The organism is Arcobacter ellisii (assembly GCF_003544915.1).
GTDB lineage: Bacteria > Campylobacterota > Campylobacteria > Campylobacterales > Arcobacteraceae > Aliarcobacter > Aliarcobacter ellisii.
Window position 1 is genome coordinate 2445548 of the sequence record NZ_CP032097.1, and the last position, 18517, is coordinate 2464064.

The following is an 18517-nucleotide window of genomic DNA, read 5'->3' on the forward strand; positions in this document are numbered from 1 at the left end:
TTTATTTTTTATATTGTAGAATCCATTCTATGATTATTAAAAAATTACTTATTATTTTATTATTGTTAATTTCAAGTCTATTTTCTACTGAAAATAAGAAAATCACTCTATATCTTGATTGGTTAAATCAATTCCAATTTGCAGGTTATTATATTGCAAAAGAGAAAGGTTTTTATAGTAATTATGGCTTAGATGTAGATATTATTGAGTTTAATCAAAACAGTAATATTACAAATGAAGTAATAAAAAAACCTAATAGTTATGGTATTGGAAAAGCCTCTTTAATTATTGATAAATATGATGGAAATGATATTATTTTATTATCAAGTGTATTTCAAAACTCTCCTTTAGTTCTAATAAGCCTAGAAAAATCAAATATAAAAACTCCTAAAGATTTAAAAAATCGCAAGATTATGATTACAAATGATGCAAAAGAAGCTGCTGCTTTAAAAACTTTGATTACTTCACAAGGAGTAAGTCAAGATGATTTAATAATTCAAGAGCACACTTTTAAAATCGAAGATTTAATATCAGGGAAAACCGAAGTTATGGCATCTTATTTATCTAACGAGCCATACATATTAGAGAGCAAAAAAATACCATACAATATAATAAATCCAAATGATTATAATTTTAATTTTTACGAAGGTATTTTATTTACCTCTTTAAATGAGCTATTAACAAATCCAACTAGAGTACAAAATTTTAATGAAGCTTCTTTAAAAGGTTGGAGTTATGCTTTTAAAAATATTGAAGAGACTGCAAAATTAATTTATGAAAAATATAACACTCAAAATAAAACTCTTGAAGCTTTAATTTACGAAGGAAATGTTTTAAAAAAATTATCTAAATTTGATAATGGAAATTTAGGAGAAATAAATCCAGAAAAAATTGATGAAATAAAAAGATTTTATAATTTTTTAGGATTGAATAAAAACAATAATATATTTGATACAAATTCAATTATTTTAAACAAAACAGAAGTTATTTTTAATAAAGAGAAATTAAATTATTTAGAAAATAATCATTTTACTCTTTTAGTTGAAGATAATAAAATTCCTTTCTCTTTTAAACTAACAAATCAATTTAAAGGCATAGAAATTGATTTTTGGAATCTAATTTCAGAAAAATTAAACAAACCATTTAATATTGAAGAAACAATAGATAATAAAATGTTTAATATATTTTCAAATACAGTAAAGGCTAAATTTATATATAGTTATGAAGGAAATGATAAAAATAACAATTATATTTTAAGTAAACCAATTTCTCAAATTAATCTTGCTATTGCTACAAAAAATGATAAAAATTTTATAAATGATTTATCAATATTATCAAATAAAAAGATTGCTGTTTTAGATAAACTAAATATAAAAAATCTATTAGAAAAAGATTTCCCAAATATTCACTTTATAGAAGTAAATTCTGTAGAAAATGGCTTTTATAAATTAAAAAATAATGAGGCTTATGGCTTTATTGATAATATTTACTCATTAACTCATTATATAAATAAAAATCATTTATCTAATATAAAAATCAATTCAACTATTGATTATTCTTTAAATATGTATTTACAAAGTGAAAAGAAAGATTATAAATTTGTAGATTTAATAAATAGTGCTATAAATAGAATTACAAAAGATGAAGAAAAAATAATATTAAATAACTATCAACAAATTTTGTACCATGATAGAATCAATTATATTCAATTTTTAAAATACATTTTACCTCTAATTTTGTTATTACTTATCTTTGTAATTTTTAATATAAAATTAAAAAAAGAGATTCATAGAAGAAAAGAAGTTGAAGCCGAATTATTAAAACTTGCCAATAAAGATAGTTTAACAAATATTTTCAATAGAAGAAAAATTGAAGAGATTTGTGAAAAAGAGTTAATAAGAAGCAAAAGATATGGTACTCATTTTTCTATCATATTTTTTGACCTAAATGATTTCAAAATTATAAATGATAAACTTGGACATCATATTGGAGATGAAGTATTAACAAAAGTTACCCAAACTATAAATAACAATATAAGAGAAAGCGATAGTTTTGGAAGATGGGGAGGAGATGAATTTTTAATTGTACTTCCTCAAACAAATGAAAATCAAGCAAAAGCTATGATTTTAACATTAGAAAAAAATATAAATGATTTGACTTTTGATGTAAACAGTGAATTAAAAATAAGTTGTAGTTTTGGTATAAGTGAATATGAAAAAGGTGATACCCTTGATTCTTTACTTAAAAAAGCAGATAAATCAATGTACACAACTAAAGCATTATATAAACAAGAGCTAAGTAAAAAAACTTAGCTTATGTTTTATTATTCAGAATCTTCTACAGCTCCAACTGGCTCAATTACAGCTAAATAATCTTTAAATCTTTTTTGACCTAAATTATCAGCTTTATAATCATTAATTAGTTTTTCAATATAATCAACTACCCCTGTAGCTGGAACTTTTACTCCAATTTTTCTTGAAAGTCTACTTTTACTTGTCCCTTCTAAATTTCCACCAAGTAAAACTTCATAACCTTCAACTCTTTCACCTTCATGTCTTATCATTCCACCAACAAATCCAATATCAGAAATTTGTGGTTGAGAACATCCATTTCCACATCCTGAAAATGAAATAGTCACATCTTCTGTAAATTCTGGGAATCTATTTTCAATTTCAACAACAACTTTTTTTGCAAACTCTTTTGTTTCTGTAATTCCAAATTTACAGAATTCTTTTCCTGTACAAGATTGTAATCTCGCTCTAAAAGGAGTTGGTTGATATGGATATCCTAAAGCAACAAACTCATCTGCTAAAGCTTGAACTACCTCATCTTTTACACCATAAACAACAAAATTTTGAGTTGCAGTTAAAGCTAAACCTTCTGCATTATATTTTTCACAAATTTCTGCCATTTTTGCAAAGTCAGTTCCAGGAACTCTTCCTGAATTTGTTGCAAATCCAACATAAGAGTATCCCTTTTGTTTTGATTTATTAATTCCAAAATGATTTCTATTTTCAAATGAAGCAATTTTTGGTTCAACTAAACCTTCTTGTAATTTATAACCAATTACCTTTTCAATTTCATCAACGAATTTTTCAATTCCCCAATCATTTAATAAGTGTCTAACCCTTGCTTTATTTCTATTATCTCTATTTCCATTATCTCTAAAAATTTCAGCACAAGCAACTGCCACATCTAAAACTTGCTCAGGTTTTACATATCTTGAAGCTCTTGTAGCTATTTGTTTTGATTTTGATAAACCACCACCAATTGTTAAATCAAATAATACTTCGCTATTATCAGCTTTAAACGCTGTAAAAGCAACATCTTGGATTTCATGAGCTGCACAATGGCATTTACATCCACTAATACCTATTTTATATTTTCTTGGGAAATTACAAAATCTATCATCATTTTTATCAAAATAAGTATCTACTTGTTTTACAAGTTCTCTCACATCATAAATTTCACCCTCATCAACTCCACTAACTGGACAAGTCATAATTGGTCTTGGTCCATCTCCTGAAGCCATTCTTGAAGTTAAACCTACACTTTGTAATAAATCAAAAATTGCTGGCATATCTTTAATTTGGATATAGTGAAATTGAACATTCTGTCTTGTTGTAAAATCAACTAATCCTTGAGCATATTCAAGACCAATTTTTGCCATAACTTTTAGTTGAGCTAAATTCATTTTAGTATCAACTAATTTTATTCTTTTCATAAAGTATTTTTTATCTTCTCTTCCATCACTATTTACATGAGGATACATTCCATACCATTTTAATAAACCAATATATTCATCTTTTAAAGAAATGCCTTCATTTGCTTCTTTATAAATGTCTTCTATAACTCTTAAAGGATTTCTTGAAGCTTTTAATTGCTCTAATGCAGATAACTCTTTTGCCATAATTTTCTCCTAAAATTTTAAAACTATATAATATCTCAAAATCATTTTATTTTAGAAATTATATCCTAGATTTATAAAAAATAAATTAAATTAATCTTGATTAAATAACTATACTTTATTTTATCTCTATTTTTTCACTCTTTTATAAATATTTAATAATAAAAATTATCAAATTTTCACCGATTTTTTAAATAATTCTTGCTGATAAGATTTCTTAAATAAATTTATTTTTATGCTTAAATGGCCGTAAAATCGATATCTTTTGGAATAATTTTTTCTTTAAGTTTTATTTCAGAAAATTTCTTTTTTTTATGGTTTATAATTGCAATATAGAATAAGAAGATAATCTTAGATGGTTCATAAATCTTCCTATAAATCTTATTCTATCTAAATTTTTCAGGAGAATAAATTGGGTGCTTCATTTACAAATGAGCCAAAAAATTTTATTCCTTTTCTTGACTTATTAAAACAATTAATAAGGGTTCCATCAGTAACTGGTGCTGAACACTCTTTTTTATTATATTTAAAAAGAGAGTTAGAAGAAATTGGTATAGAAACACAATATTATGATGGTCTATTAGTTGCACAAGGTAAAAATCCTACCAAAGGAATGTTAAGTGCACATATTGATAGACATGGTGTAATTTGTACCGGACCAAATGAGTTTCAATTTGCAGCATTTCTTGCTAAAAATCGTTCAGATTTAAGAGGAAACTCCCTATCAGAACAAACTTATCAATTAATTGCAAAAAGATATATAAATCAACAAGTACAAGCTTATGAGCCATGGAGTGGAAGTTATTTAGGAATTGGTAGAATAAATGATGCCTACATGTGTGAAGAAGTAAATAATCTTATTTTTAAAATAGAAGGATTATCACATTTACAACCTGGAACTCCAATTGCATTTAGTGATAAGTTAAAAAGAGATGATGATTTAATATCAGCACAACTTGACAATGTAATTAGTGCAGCAATTATAATCTATTTATATCAAAATGGTTTTCAAGGAACAGCTTTTTTTACTGCTCAAGAAGAAGCTGGTAAATCTTGGAGATATGTATATGAATGGTTTAGAAAAAATAATGTAACAACTAATGAGTTATTGGTTTTGGATACGAGTCCTTATGATACAAGAATGGAAGCAGATGTTCAACAAGTAGTTTTAAGAAATAGAGATGCAAATGCAAAGTTTAAATCTCCTGTTTTAAAACAGCTTAAAAACTTTTGTCACAAAAATGGTATAAATTTTTCTTGCAAAGATAGTTTTATTCAAGAAAAAAATAAAATTAGAAAAGAAAAAGGTTTACCACTATTGACTTTAGGAAGTACAGAACTTGGAAGAATAGTAATGGAATCTAAAGGAACAATTCAAGGTACAACTTTACAAATACCAACAACAGGTTATCATACAGTTGAAGAAACAGCATCAATTAAATCGGTAAAAACGATTTTACATATATTAAGCAGTTTATATATTGATAAAAATGCTTAATTAAAATACTAAAAATATATTAATTTAGAGGAATTTGAAATTATGGATTTAGCTATTATTTACGAATTAAGAGCAAACGATGTAAGCGAAGAGCATATTGAATTAATCATGAATAGAGTAAAAAATAGATTGACTGAAGAGAATATAGATAAAGAATTAGTAAAGTTAGGTTATCCTAAAATATTCACAGTAGATTATGATGAATATGATAACTATGATTTTGATGACGACTATAGTCCAAGTCACAAGGGAAATTATGAAGAAATTGACTAATAAAGAGTTAGTAAAACTATACTATGATGAATTATGGAATAAACAAAATAAAGATTATATAGATATTTTATTTGATGATAATATTACTTTCCATGGTTCTTTGGATATAGATGTAAAAGGGAAAGAACAGTTCAAAACCTATATGGATACAATTTTAACTGGTATTCCAAATTTATTCCATAGTATTGTAACTATGGTTTGCGAAGGCGATACAATAGCAGTTAAAGCATTGTATAATGGTAGACATACTGGTAAATTATTTGAATTTGAACCAAGTAACAACAAAATTGCCTATAGTGGTGCATCTTTTTTTAAATTTAGAGATGGAAAAATTGTAGATGTTTGGGTTCTTGGCGATTTAAAAAATCTTATTAAACAACTTTCATAAACGAATGTTTATGAAAGGAACTATTTGACACAAATTAGTAACAATATTTACTGTGCTGATTTTTTAATTTCATTTGACATCGAAACTAAATTATTACCTAATCCTTATTATGACTATCCATATTTAATAATAGAAAATTTTTTAGACTCAAATGAGTGCAATGAAATTAATAAAAAAGTAAAAGAAGATGATGATTATCAAAAAGCACAAATAAAAATAAAAGATGTTCTTATAACTTCAAAAACAAATGAAGAAATCAGAAAAACAAATATCTACTCTTTAAATGAAAAATATTTAGAAATCTATTCTAATAGATTTTTATCTTATCAAGCAAAAATTGAAGATTATTTCAAATTAGCCTTAACAACATCGACAAATGTCCAAGTACTTGAATACTTAAAAGAATCTTTTTATTCCATACATAGTGATGATTCTAGTATGATTTATAAAGATAATGAATTAATAGGTTTTTTACCAATAGCCAAACAAAGAAAAATATCTACCGTATTATTTACAACATCAAATAATGACATTGCAAGTGAGGAAACATTTGAAGGTGGAGAACTTTTGTTTAATTTTTTATGTGATATCAATGGTAATGAAATAAAGATAAAACCAAAAGCTGGAAGTATGTTAATATTTTTAAGTAATCCATATTTTACCCATGAAGTATTAAAAGTAATTTCAGGAAGAAGAATAAGTTTAGTTCAATGGCATAATGCAATAATCAATTGAAAAAAGAATAAGGAAGTAATACTTGAACAAAAATTTAATAGAATTAATAAAAGAAAAAACAAATCTATCAAATAATGTAATTTCAAATATCATAAAACTTTTAGACGAAGGTTGTACTATCCCATTTATCGCAAGATATAGAAAAGATTTTACAGATGGTGCAACAGATGAACAACTTCGTATCTTTGAAGAAGTTTATGAATACTCTAAAAAACTTCTTGTACGAAAAGAAGAGATTATAAATCTTTTAAAAGAGAAAAATTTTTTAGATGAGAAAGTTTTAAAAAATCTTGAAAGTGCAACAACACTTCAAGCTTGTGAAGATATTTATGCTCCATTTAAAGAGAAAAAATCTTCAAGAACAACAGCTGCTATTGAAAATGGCTTAGAACCTTTGGCAAATATAATTCAAAGTATGAAATACTCACTTGAAGAGATAAATCAAAAAGCAAAACAATTTTTAAATGAAAATGTTTCAAATATTGATGAAGCAATAAATGGTGCAAAAGATATCATCGCACAAAGATATGCAGATGATTTTAAATCAAAAGAGGTGATTAGAAATCTAATAGCAAACTGGGGAACACTTGAAGTAAAAGGGACAAAAGAGCTTGATAAAAATGGTCTTTATGCTTCATTTGTAGATAGTAATGAAAAAATAAAATATATAAAATCTCATAGAGTCTTAGGAATTTTAAGAGGTGTAAATGAAAAACAACTCTCTATTAAAGTTGAAATTGATGAAAATCATATTTTAGAAAATATTAAAAAATATAAAATTCCAGCAAATGCAGCCTCTTCAAAAGAGTTAGTTTTTGACGCTTACAAAGATGGTTTAAAAAGACTATTACTTCCAAGTTTAAAAAGAGAAACAATAACAACTCTAAAAGAAAAAGCAAGTAGTGAAGCCATAGAACTTTTTGGAAAAAATCTAAAAGAACTGCTTCTTACTGCTCCACTAGTTAATCAAGTGATTTTAGGAATGGACCCAGGATATAAAACTGGTTGTAAATTGGCAGTTATTAATGAAAATGGACTCTATTTGGATAGTGCCGTTATATATCCAACAAAACCAAAAGAAGATATAACAAATTCATCAAAAACTATTTTAGATTTAATCAAAAAATATAAAATCACAACTATTGCAATAGGAAATGGAACAGCTTCAAGAGAAACTGCAAATTTTATAAATGAACTAATCAAACAAAATGATTTAAAAATAAACTACGCAATTGTAAGTGAAATAGGAGCTAGTGTTTATTCTGCTTCAAAAATAGCAAATGAAGAGTATCCAAATCTTGATGTTACAATAAGAGGTGCAATTTCTATAGCTTCAAGACTTCGTGACCCAATGGCAGCTTTAGTAAAAATTGATCCAAAATCTTTAGGAATTGGTCAATATCAACATGATGTAAACCAAAAAGAGTTAGCTTTAAAACTTGAAAATATAACAATTGACTTAGTAAATAAAGTTGGAGTTGATTTGAACTCTGCTTCATATAAACTTTTGTCTTTTATATCTGGAATTACTGAAAAATTAGCAAAAAATATAGTTGAACATAGAAATAAAATCAAAAAATTTAATACTAAAAGTGAACTGCTTAAAGTAAAAGGTATTGGAGAAAAAGCATATGAACAATGTGTTGGATTTTTAAGAATCAAAGATGGAAAATCAATCTTAGATAACACTGCAATTCACCCAGAAGATTATGAATTAACAGCCAAAATTCAAAAAAACTATAAAGTAGAAGAGATAAAAGATTTTGAAAAAACAGCACTTGAATTAAATACAAGTTTACTAAAACTAAAAGATATCGTAACTGAACTTTTAAAACCAGGGTATGACGTAAGAACAGAGTTTAATCAAATAAAATTTGCAAATGATATTTTGGATATAAATGATTTAAAAGAAGGTTATATTTTAAGTGGAATAGTAAGAAATATCACAGATTTTGGTGCTTTTGTGGATATTGGACTAAAAAATGATGCCCTACTTCATATCTCACAAATTAGTGAAAAAAGAATCTCTCATCCAAGTGATGTTTTAAGTATAAATCAAAATCTTGAAAACCTAAAAGTAATAAATGTAGATTTAGAGAAACAAAGAGTTGGGTTGAGTTTAAAATAAATTGATTATTATCAAGGTATAGACTTTTTTTATTGATTATAATTCTCAATAAAAAAAGGATATTTGATTATGGAATATATATTAGTTCAAATTATTCACTTATTGTGTGCAATAATTTTTATAGGTTTTATTTTTGCAGATATATTTATATTTCCTGCTGTTAAAAAGAAATATGGTGAAGAAACTTATGACAAGATGATGAATGCAATTATTAGTCGAGGAATAAAAATATACCCTTTAATAGTGATAATATTAATCACAAGTGGTGGATATATGTTCACAAAATATATAAATAGTGAAGTTGGTTTTTTCAACACTCCTTCTCAAATACTATTATTAATAAAAGTATTTTTAGTTTTATTGATTGTATTGGGAGTTATATATACTATATTTTGTAAATTAACAAAAATTGAACCTATCTCTTTTATGAAACATTTTCATACTTATGCTTTAATTCTTTCAATTATTATTGTAATTCTTGCAAAATTAATGTTTGTAATTTAGAAACTAAAAAGACTCAATAATCAAAGCAGATGTTCAGGTTCATGGAATAGATATCCTTGTGAGAAATCTATTCCTAATGATTCAACTACATCTTGAACTTCTTGACAATGTACATACTCAGCAACAGTTTGAATACCAAGAACTTTTGCAAAATTTACTATTGTTGAAACTGTTAATCTAACATTGTCATCTATATGAATATTTTTAATCAACGAACCATCAATTTTTATAAAATCTACATTTAGTTTTATTATATATTCAAAATTTGAATATCCCGTTCCAAAATCATCAATCGCAACTTTACAACCAAGGGCTTTTGCTTTTTTTATAAAATCTCCAACTTCTTCAAATTTTTCAATTCCTTCTGATTCAACTATTTCTAAAATAACTCTATTTGCAAGATTTGTTTCTATTAATTTTGTAAATAAAAAATCTACTGTTTTTTCATTTTTTATATCTTCTATCATCAAATTTATAGAAAAAATCATCTCTTTATCTTCAAAATATTCACAAGCTTTTTCTATAATTTTTTTTGTCATCAAAGGATAAAGTCTTGCTCTTTTTGCATGTTCTAAAAATACAAATGGCGAAAGAACTCTTTTATCAGATAATTTCATTCTCATTAATATTTCATATTTTACATCACTTGATTTATTATCAATAATTTTTTGAGCATACATCAAAATATTGTCATCTTTTAAAGCTTGTTTTATATCTTTTGTTAACTCTATATTTCCTTTTAATTCTTTATATATAGGCATCTCTTCATCAAAAATTCCTATATCAATATTAATCTTTTTTGCCCAATAAAGTGCAATTTCTGCATGAGTTAATAATTTTTCATCACAATCAGCCATTCCAATTGTAAAAGAGATATCAAAACTATTATCATCAATAACAAAACCTTCTCTATCACATAAAATATTAAGATTTGAACAAGTTTTGTATAACTCTTCAATTTTAAAATTTCCAAATGCCATAAAAGCAAATATATCACCTGAAATTCTATAAATATTTAGATTTATACTTTTAAATATTAGTAATTTTTTAGCAAACTCTTTTAATATTCTATCCCCAACTTCCATACCATAAGAACTATTTATATCTTTAAATCTATCGATATTTATAATTGCAAGTTTTGGATTAATGCAAGTTTTTAAATCTTTTAAAAGTTTTTGTCTATTTGGTAAAGAGGTTAATTCATCAGTAAATTGTTCATAAATTAGTTCATCTTTTTCAAATAAAGATGTAACATCATTTCTAATTGCTATATATTCAAGAATTTCATTATTTTTATCAAGAATAGGAATAATTGTTGAATCAACATAATATCCTTGTCCATTTTTTTTTCTATTTTTTATTATTCCTTTAAATATTTTTTTATTTCTTATTGTTTCCCATAATTGTTTGAAAAACTCTTTTTGAATATCAGGATGTCTAATAATATTATGATTTTGTCCAATTAATTCTTCTCTTTCATAACCTGATACCTCACAAAATTTATCATTTACATAAGTAATAATTCCATATAAATCTGTTTTAGAAACAACAGAACTTGCATCTAATGCTCTTTTATACTCTTCTAACAAAAGTATTGATTCAAATAAATTTTCATTATTTTCGTTATTTATTAATAATCTCTCATTTATTTGTTTCAGACTATTTTCTTTTTGTTCAATAACTAAATTCTTTTTTTCATCAAAACTTTTTAACTTATTTATAATAATTTCTTTACCATCAATAATTATCTTTTTTAAATTAACCTCTAAAAGAAAAATCTTATTGTTAAATGTTTTGGCTAACCATTCAAAAGTATGTTCACCATTTTTATAACAAAGCTCAATCATTTTATTTGCTTTTACAAGGGATAATTCACCATCAGGTTGATATTTTGGAGATAATCGTGAAGGATGTAATAAAAGAAGTTCATCTTTAGAATTTATATCAAATAGACTAAGAGCTGAGGAATTACCATCAATAAATGTTTGTCCCTCCATTAGAAAAATAGGTTCAGAAATAGTGTCAAAAACAGCTTCAAAATAAGAATTATTTTTTTCCATTAGAATCCTACATATAATTTTTTAATTATATTATTTAATTATTTATTCTAACATTATACAAAAAAACTAGAGATATTCCCTAGTTTTTAAAAGCGATTGTATCTACTTCAACTAAAACATTTTTTGGTAAAGTTTTAACAGCAACAGTACTTCTTGCAGGTGCAGTTTCACCTTTGAAATATTGTCCATAGATTTCATTAAAAGCTACGAAGTTATCCATATCTGATAAATAACAAGTCGTTTTTAAAACATTTTCAAAAGAACTTCCTGCTTCTTCTAAAACAGCTTTTAGATTTTCCATAACTTGTTTAGTTTGTTCTTGAACTCCACCTTCTACTATTTCCATAGTTTGTGGATTTAAAGCAATTTGACCAGATGTAAAAATTAGTTTATCAAATGCTGTTGCTTGATTGTATGGGCCTATTGCACTTGGTGCATTTGGTGTTGAAATTATAGTTTTCATTTTATATCCTTAATTGTAAGCTTTATTAAATTTTTGTATTATACAAGGTTCTTACTTTCGCTTGGGAAAAATAGTTCAAAATCTTTTTTGATATGACATAAAACTTCATGATTTGCTCTGATAAATCCTTTATATTCAAGAGCTGCAAAAACGACAGCTTTTGAGTAAGCAAGTACAGTTTCATCTTCCAAATATCTTTTTACATCTATCCATTTTGCATCAAGAATTTCATTTGTATCTTGGATATTTATTTCATAAGTTTTTGGATTAGCAGTGCAGATAATATATAAATTTGATTTGTGAAATTGGTGGGGAAAAAAATGTCCCAAAGAGATAATTGATTCAAACTCTACAATAACTCCTGTCTCTTCAAAAACTTCCCTTGCAACTGCTGTTGAAATCATCTCAGCATTATCAATATGACCACCTGGAAGTTTGTAACCCAAATTTAAAATCTTTTCTTTTATTACTAAAATTTCATTATTATCATTTATTACAACTGCTCCAACTCCTAAAGTGTGATTGGCACAAGTTGGGATTACGGCATTTTCTTTTAATCTTTTAACAATCAATAAATAATCTTCATCACATGAGTGAAATACAAAACCTCTATTTACAGCTATTGGTATAAAATCAGATTTTTTTATATCTATATAAATCCAAATTAAATTTCTTTTATTTTCAACTTCACTAACTAAAAAATCAAGATTTAATTCAAACTCTTCTTTTGTTTTTGGTAAATCTTTTTTATCTATTGTTATTCCATTATAAGGGTCAAGTACAGTATTAAAGCACCCTATTTTTTCTAAACTTGTATTCATTTATTTCCTTTAAAACAAAAACAATTATAAACAATTAAACATAACGAATTGGTAAATAATAATCCAAGATAAACTCTTCTTCACTGTTTAAAAAATGGTTTTTTTGATAAATTGTATATGAAGGACTTGGTGTTGTTTCATAACCACTTTCTATTAACCAAGTGTGATAAACCCATTGAATAAGTTTTATAACATCTCCATATTTTCCACTTAAAGAGAATTTTGCATAAATTCCTTTTGGAACTATCAAAGTTGGAAGTGATAAATCTTTTAATTGTTCTTCTTCATTTTCTAAAACAACAATGGCAATATATTGGCACTCTTCAAGTGGAGTAATAATTGGATTATCATGATGTAATGCCATTTGTTTGTACTCTTTTATATCATTTGTATAAATCCAAGTTTGAAGTTTTTGCCAAGTTTTTTTAATAGTTCTGTCATAACCTTTGTGTCTTATATAATAACCTTTTATTTCGGGCATTTTTACTATACTTGGTTCAATTTTTGAAAAATTTATTCTTTCATTGTTTGTAGAGATTTTTTCAACTATTTTATTTGAATACTCTTTATAACCTCCATTTTTCCAATCTTTTGGAGTCATCAAAAATCTTTCTTTAAATGCTCGTAAAAAAGAGGTTTGGGAACTATATCCTGTCATTTTTGAAATATCTGTAATAGTTGAATATTTATTTGTTATTAATAAATTTGCAGCTTTTTCAAGTCTAATTGCTTTTATACTCTCATAAATATTTTTTCCAAACTCTTCTTTAAAAATTCTATGAAGATGAAATTTACTAATATTTAATTCCAAACTTAACTCATCTATATTTATATTTGTATCAATATATTTATAAATATAGTTCATCACATCATTTGCAATTTTTGCTCGTTTTTCATAAGTTGATTTTTTCATAATTTTATTATAACAATAAATGTATATAAAAATAGCAAAAATAGATAATATTTAAAGCATTTTATGTAAAGAATAAAAAAATATTTTGATGTAAACTTTCACAAATTTAAAAAAAGGATAAAAATGAAAAGATCATTTATTCGAGAAATCCTTGAAGCAATCGACGAAGAGACTATCTCTTTTGCAGGAGGACTTCCAAGTGAAAATCTATTTCCATGTGAAGATATAAAAACTGCAACTTTAAAAGCTATGGAAAATCCCAAAATATACCAATATGGAATTAGTAATGGTATAAATGAATTAAGAGCACAAATAGCGCAGCGTTATACAAATGAAGGATTTCCTACAACAAAAGATAATATTTTAATAACAACAGGAAGCCAACAAGCTATGTATATTTTGGCAAAATATTTTGAAGGTAAAAACATAACTATAGAAGAACCTTCATATTTAGGAGCTATGAATATATTTAGATTAAATCACTTAAATATGCAAGGAGTAAAACTTGAAAATGATGGAGTTAATATAGAAGCTTTTGAAAAAAGTTTCAAAGATACAAAATTAACTTATATAATTCCAGATTTTCAAAATCCAAGTGCAACAACTTATAGTGATGAAAAAAGAGAAGGAATAGCAAAAATCATAAAAAAATATGATGGAATTTTAATAGAAGACTCACCTTATGGTGAACTATTTTTTGATAAAAAAAATGTTTCTATTAGTTCTAAACTTCCAAAAAACTCTTTTCATTTGGGAAGTTTTTCAAAAACATTAGTTCCAAGTCTTAGAATTGGTTGGATTAGAGCTGATGAAGAGTTATTAAAATCATTGATGATAATTAAAGAGAGTATTGATTTACACTCTTGTGGAATTTCTCAATATATTTTGACTGAATATTTAAAAGATGAACAAAAATATGAAAAACATCTTCAAGAAATAAGAGATGATTATTCTAAAAAAGCTAACTTTTTTTCAGAGCAATTAAATCTTATTATGCCTGAGTTTAAACATGAAAAACCAAAAGGGGGAATGTTTTTATATGGAGCTTTTGAAGATGAAATTGATACTTTTGCACTTGTTCAAGAGTGTTTAAAAAAGAAAGTTGTTTATGTTCCTGGAAATCAATTTTATATAGATAAAGTTCCAAATGGAGAGATTAGATTTAACTATACTCATTCATCTTTTGAACAAATTGAAAAAGGTATAAAACTTATTAAAAGTTGTCTATAAAAAAGGCTTAATTAGCCTTTTTTATTAGAATTTATAAGATAGGTAAACTCTTGATCTATAACTCTCATCTGCTAATTTATCATAAGTTGCAAATACAAAAGTTGTTGATAAATTTTTATCAAAAGCATAAGTTGTTACATAATCAGTTTCAGAAGCTCTTTCTTGAGTTCCTGTTTTCCAAGCTGAATGCATTATTTCAAATGTTAAATCATCAATAATCTCATATCCAGCTGATAATTTATAGGCATCTGTATCGGCCTCATAAATCCCCCCATAAATCCAAGATGCCGTATATAAATAATCTGCACCATTTCCTATTCCAGCAACAATATCTCCACTATCATCAATTGTTGTATAAGCTGCACCTAACGATAATTTATCTAGTTTAGAAGTAAGATTTATACCATAAGCTTTACCTCTTGAATTTGTATCTTCTCCATTATCTGTTTGATAAGTTTGAAATGCAATTGTAAAAGGTTTAATATCATATGCTGTTGTCACATAAAATGCTTTTGTATCATCTTTGTTTGTTGTATTACTATCTATTTGAAGATATTGAGCATCAAGATTTAGATTAGTTATTGATTTATTATTTACATATAAAGTATAAGCTCCATCTTGAATTTGTTCAAAATCAGAAACATCTTTTACTTCAGTTCCACCACTTGCAATTTTTGTTCTATATTGTTCTTTATCCACAAAAGCTGCTAAGATTGTTGTATCTGAAATATCATTATTTGTAACAATAACTCCTTCAAATGCCTCTTTAAATATTCTTGAACCAGAACCTTCTAAAAGTGGTGTTGAAATATATTGTCTACCAACTTTTACAGATGAGTTATTTTTTGTATATTGAATATATGCTTGTGATAAAATAGCTCCTGATACATTTTGGTCTTTATCATAAGCTGTTGGTGCATTATCTAAATCATCAGCAGTAACTGTTGACGCTTGAACTGTAACTCCTGCGTTAAATCCATAAAAATCACCTGTCACATATGATAAATTTCCACCATTTGTCCAAATACTAACTTTTTTATCAGCTACTTCTTTTTGAAAATATTGAGATTTTATTTCACCACTTACTTTTCCCTCTTCAAAAGCCTTTGCCAGAGTATCTGCACTAAATGCTTGTGTAGATAAAAGCATTAAACTTGTTGTAATTCCTAGATGTGTTATTTTTCTCATTTTCATGTTCCCCTTATTGTATTTGTATTAAAAGAAACTTATCATTTTGAAGTGTGTATAAAGTAGCTAAAATATTTATTGTAGAAAAAGATAATCAATTTTTAGAAATAAATCTAAAAATTAATCCTATATAATTTTTGCTTTTTTTGCTCTTTTGTAATAAAAGAAGCACAAAATTGAAACTAAAAGTAGAAGTATGATGATAATATAGTGTAAATACTCTTTAATCAAACCTTCGTTATCACCTAAGAAATAACCTAGCATTGCTAAAATTACAACCCAAATTCCTGCACCAAAACTTGTATATAAACAAAATACAAAAAGATTCATTTTTGCTAATCCAGCAGGAAAAGAGATATATTGTCTAATAACAGGTATTAATCTTCCTGAAAAAGTTGAAATATGCCCATGAGCTTTGAAAAAGTTTTCCATTTTTACAATAGTTTCTTCTTTAACAAAAAAATATTTTCCATATTTAATTAGAACTTTTCTTCCTAATTTTATTGCTAAATAGTAATTAAATAAAGCTCCTGCAAGTGAACCTAAGATTCCCATTAGAATAACTAAGTACATATTCATTTCACCCTTATATGCCAAATAACCTGCTGGTATCATTACAACTTCAGAAGGAAAAGGGAAAAAAGAACTCTCTAAAAACATCATAATAAAAATACCTGCATAGCCTAAACTTCCAACAGTTTCAACTATAAAATTGATTATATTAGCTAACAAGAGATTCCTTTAAATTAGTTTTTTCCATTTTGAAATAGAGTTATTTATAAGTTCGAATATTTTTTCATTTGTAGGTTCAATTTCATCAAAATAATCAGATACAATTTTTAATACATAATAATCTTTGATATTCTCTTTACACTTTTGAGAAAAAAACAGAGCTTGTTTATCCACAAGTAAAGTATCTAAATTTTCATCTGTTTCAAGTTTTTTTTCAACAGTTGTGATATTAGCAAAGTTCAAACCACCAACAAAACGGTTTGTACAAAAAAGTGTTCCTAAAGCAATACTTCCATCACTACAAGAAGCTATACTTAAATCAAATGCTTTTGAGATTGAGTAGTTTTTGAAAATATAATCCAGTGAATTAATTATTAAATCTTTACTTACTCCAGATATTATAAGTAAAATATCATCATTAGAATATATATTATTTCCGCAAGTAGTTTTTAATTCTTTTAAATTAAAAAAATCAATAATCGGTTTTGCTTCGATTATTGATGTTGTGTGAATTAAGATTTGTGACATAAAATCAAAATTAAGGCAAAGCCTTAATTTACTATTTTTTTAACTCTTTAATTCTTGCAGCTTTACCTTTTAATCCTCTTAAGAAGTGAAGTTTAGCTCTTCTTACTCTTCCTTTTCTTACAACTTCAAAAGATTTTAAAGATTCAGAATATAATGGGAAAATTCTTTCTACACCAATTGAATTTGCACCGATTTTTCTAACTGTGAAAGTAGCATCTACACCATTTCCACTTCTAGCAATAACAATACCTTCAAAAAGCTGAATTCTTTTTTTCTCACCTTCTTTAATTTCAACACCAAGTCTTACAGTATCTCCTGCTTTGAATTGAGGAATTTGTTTTTCTGCAATTTGCGCTGCTTCGAAGCTCGCAATGTATCTATTTTTCATTGTATTTCCCTTTGGCGAAAGTGCCCGCATTTGCAACTTGCGGGGTATCACACTTTTATTTAAATTTTTTGTTTGTAACTAAACCTGGTCTAAAGTATTTTGTTTTGCAAATAGCCAGATTGGTTTTTAGGTCGGCAATTTTAATATGATTTCCCTTTAAAAATTCTTTAACAACACTTAAATTTTGAAAATTTTCAGGTTTTGTAAAAGAAGGTGCTTCAAGTAAATTGTTTTCATAGCTTTCAACATCTAAAGAATCAGCATTTCCAAGGACATTATCAACATTTCTAGAAATTGCATCTGCCATTACTGTAGAAGCTAATTCTCCTCCTGTTAAAATATATTCTCCAATACTAAATACTTCATTTGCATATTTTTCAATAACTCTTTCATCAATTCCTTCATATCTTCCACTTACAAATACAATATTTTTTTTCTTTGCTAATCTTTTTGCATCATTTTGTTTAAATGGTTTTGCAGCAGCTAGTGGGAAAATAATATAAGCATCTTCATTTTTCTTTTTTATTTCATCTAAACAATCAAATAATGGTTGACAAAAAAGAAGCATTCCTGCTCCTCCACCTACCATTTGGTCATCAACTTTTTTATGTTTATTAGTTGTAAAATCTCTTGGATTATAAAACTCATAAGATATAAAATTTGATTCAACTGCTCTTTTTAAAATAGAATCTTGAAAATATGGTTCTATTAGATTAGGGAAAAGTGTAACAAATGTAAATTTCAAAATAAAATCTACCCTT

Annotated in this window: 18 protein-coding genes; 8 read left to right on the plus strand and 10 right to left on the minus strand. The window is 25.9% G+C overall.

Features of this window, described 5'->3' with window-relative positions; genetic code table 11:
• The first annotated feature begins 29 nt into the window (after nucleotides 1-29).
• A complete protein-coding gene (locus AELL_RS12435) occupies nucleotides 30-2312 on the plus strand; it encodes a transporter substrate-binding domain-containing diguanylate cyclase (protein WP_118918250.1) in 2283 nt (760 codons plus the stop codon).
• Nucleotides 2313-2323: 11 nt separating this feature from the next.
• Here AELL_RS12435 and AELL_RS12440 read toward each other — a convergent pair whose 3' ends face one another.
• The gene (locus AELL_RS12440; RefSeq protein WP_118918251.1) at nucleotides 2324-3910 is read right to left on the minus strand and encodes a nitrite/sulfite reductase; all 1587 of its coding nucleotides are present in this window, start codon (nucleotides 3908-3910) and stop codon (nucleotides 2324-2326) included.
• A gap of 409 nt (nucleotides 3911-4319) precedes the next feature.
• Here AELL_RS12440 and AELL_RS12445 point away from each other — a divergent pair, with 409 nt between their 5' ends.
• From AELL_RS12445 to AELL_RS12470, 6 genes are all read left to right on the plus strand, one after another.
• Nucleotides 4320-5405 (plus strand): peptidase M42, encoded by a 1086-nt coding sequence (locus tag AELL_RS12445; RefSeq protein WP_118918252.1) that lies wholly within the window; start codon nucleotides 4320-4322, stop codon nucleotides 5403-5405.
• A 42-nt stretch (nucleotides 5406-5447) separates the two neighbouring features.
• A complete protein-coding gene (locus AELL_RS12450; RefSeq protein WP_118918253.1) occupies nucleotides 5448-5678 on the plus strand; it encodes a hypothetical protein in 231 nt (76 codons plus the stop codon).
• Nucleotides 5662-6066, plus strand: coding sequence for an ester cyclase (locus AELL_RS12455; protein ID WP_118918254.1), 405 nt, complete (start codon nucleotides 5662-5664; stop codon nucleotides 6064-6066). Before AELL_RS12450 ends, AELL_RS12455 begins: the two co-directional genes overlap by 17 nt.
• Nucleotides 6067-6090: 24 nt before the next feature.
• Nucleotides 6091-6801, plus strand: coding sequence for a 2OG-Fe(II) oxygenase (locus AELL_RS12460; protein ID WP_118918255.1), 711 nt, complete (start codon nucleotides 6091-6093; stop codon nucleotides 6799-6801).
• 22 nt (nucleotides 6802-6823) lie between these two features.
• Nucleotides 6824-8929, plus strand: coding sequence for a helix-hairpin-helix domain-containing protein (locus tag AELL_RS12465; RefSeq protein WP_118918256.1), 2106 nt, complete (start codon nucleotides 6824-6826; stop codon nucleotides 8927-8929).
• Nucleotides 8930-8998: 69 nt separating this feature from the next.
• The gene (locus AELL_RS12470) at nucleotides 8999-9433 is read left to right on the plus strand and encodes a copper resistance protein CopD (RefSeq protein WP_118918257.1); all 435 of its coding nucleotides are present in this window, start codon (nucleotides 8999-9001) and stop codon (nucleotides 9431-9433) included.
• A gap of 20 nt (nucleotides 9434-9453) precedes the next feature.
• Here AELL_RS12470 and AELL_RS12475 read toward each other — a convergent pair whose 3' ends face one another.
• The 4 genes from AELL_RS12475 to AELL_RS12490 all read right to left on the minus strand — a co-directional run bounded on the left by AELL_RS12475 (nucleotide 9454) and on the right by AELL_RS12490 (nucleotide 13690).
• On the minus strand, nucleotides 9454-11493 hold the full coding sequence (locus AELL_RS12475) for a sensor domain-containing protein (RefSeq protein ID WP_118918258.1): 2040 nt from the start codon (nucleotides 11491-11493) through the stop codon (nucleotides 9454-9456).
• A gap of 79 nt (nucleotides 11494-11572) precedes the next feature.
• Nucleotides 11573-11956 carry a RidA family protein gene (locus tag AELL_RS12480; RefSeq protein WP_118918259.1) on the minus strand — a complete coding sequence of 128 codons (384 nt, stop codon included), beginning with the start codon at nucleotides 11954-11956 and terminating at the stop codon, nucleotides 11573-11575.
• Between the two features lie 38 nt (nucleotides 11957-11994).
• Nucleotides 11995-12777 (minus strand): NUDIX hydrolase, encoded by a 783-nt coding sequence (locus tag AELL_RS12485; RefSeq protein ID WP_118918260.1) that lies wholly within the window; start codon nucleotides 12775-12777, stop codon nucleotides 11995-11997.
• A 34-nt stretch (nucleotides 12778-12811) separates the two neighbouring features.
• Complete coding sequence (locus AELL_RS12490; protein WP_118918261.1) at nucleotides 12812-13690, minus strand: AraC family transcriptional regulator; 879 nt, start codon at nucleotides 13688-13690, stop codon at nucleotides 12812-12814.
• A 123-nt stretch (nucleotides 13691-13813) separates the two neighbouring features.
• Here AELL_RS12490 and AELL_RS12495 point away from each other — a divergent pair, with 123 nt between their 5' ends.
• Nucleotides 13814-14920: an aminotransferase-like domain-containing protein gene (locus tag AELL_RS12495; protein ID WP_226805992.1), complete on the plus strand. Its 1107-nt coding sequence runs from the start codon at nucleotides 13814-13816 to the stop codon at nucleotides 14918-14920.
• 24 nt (nucleotides 14921-14944) lie between these two features.
• Here AELL_RS12495 and AELL_RS12500 read toward each other — a convergent pair whose 3' ends face one another.
• The 5 genes from AELL_RS12500 to trmD form a co-directional block, all read right to left on the minus strand.
• Complete coding sequence (locus tag AELL_RS12500; RefSeq protein ID WP_164967212.1) at nucleotides 14945-16108, minus strand: OprD family outer membrane porin; 1164 nt, start codon at nucleotides 16106-16108, stop codon at nucleotides 14945-14947.
• A gap of 126 nt (nucleotides 16109-16234) precedes the next feature.
• The gene (locus AELL_RS12505) at nucleotides 16235-16840 is read right to left on the minus strand and encodes a DedA family protein (RefSeq protein WP_118918264.1); all 606 of its coding nucleotides are present in this window, start codon (nucleotides 16838-16840) and stop codon (nucleotides 16235-16237) included.
• Between the two features lie 9 nt (nucleotides 16841-16849).
• Complete coding sequence (locus tag AELL_RS12510; protein WP_118918265.1) at nucleotides 16850-17368, minus strand: hypothetical protein; 519 nt, start codon at nucleotides 17366-17368, stop codon at nucleotides 16850-16852.
• A 31-nt stretch (nucleotides 17369-17399) separates the two neighbouring features.
• Nucleotides 17400-17756 carry a 50S ribosomal protein L19 gene (rplS, locus tag AELL_RS12515; protein ID WP_118918266.1) on the minus strand — a complete coding sequence of 119 codons (357 nt, stop codon included), beginning with the start codon at nucleotides 17754-17756 and terminating at the stop codon, nucleotides 17400-17402.
• A gap of 55 nt (nucleotides 17757-17811) precedes the next feature.
• Entirely contained in the window at nucleotides 17812-18501 is a 690-nt protein-coding gene (gene trmD / locus AELL_RS12520; protein ID WP_118918267.1) for a tRNA (guanosine(37)-N1)-methyltransferase TrmD, read from the minus strand.
• Between the last annotated feature and the right edge of the window lie 16 nt (nucleotides 18502-18517).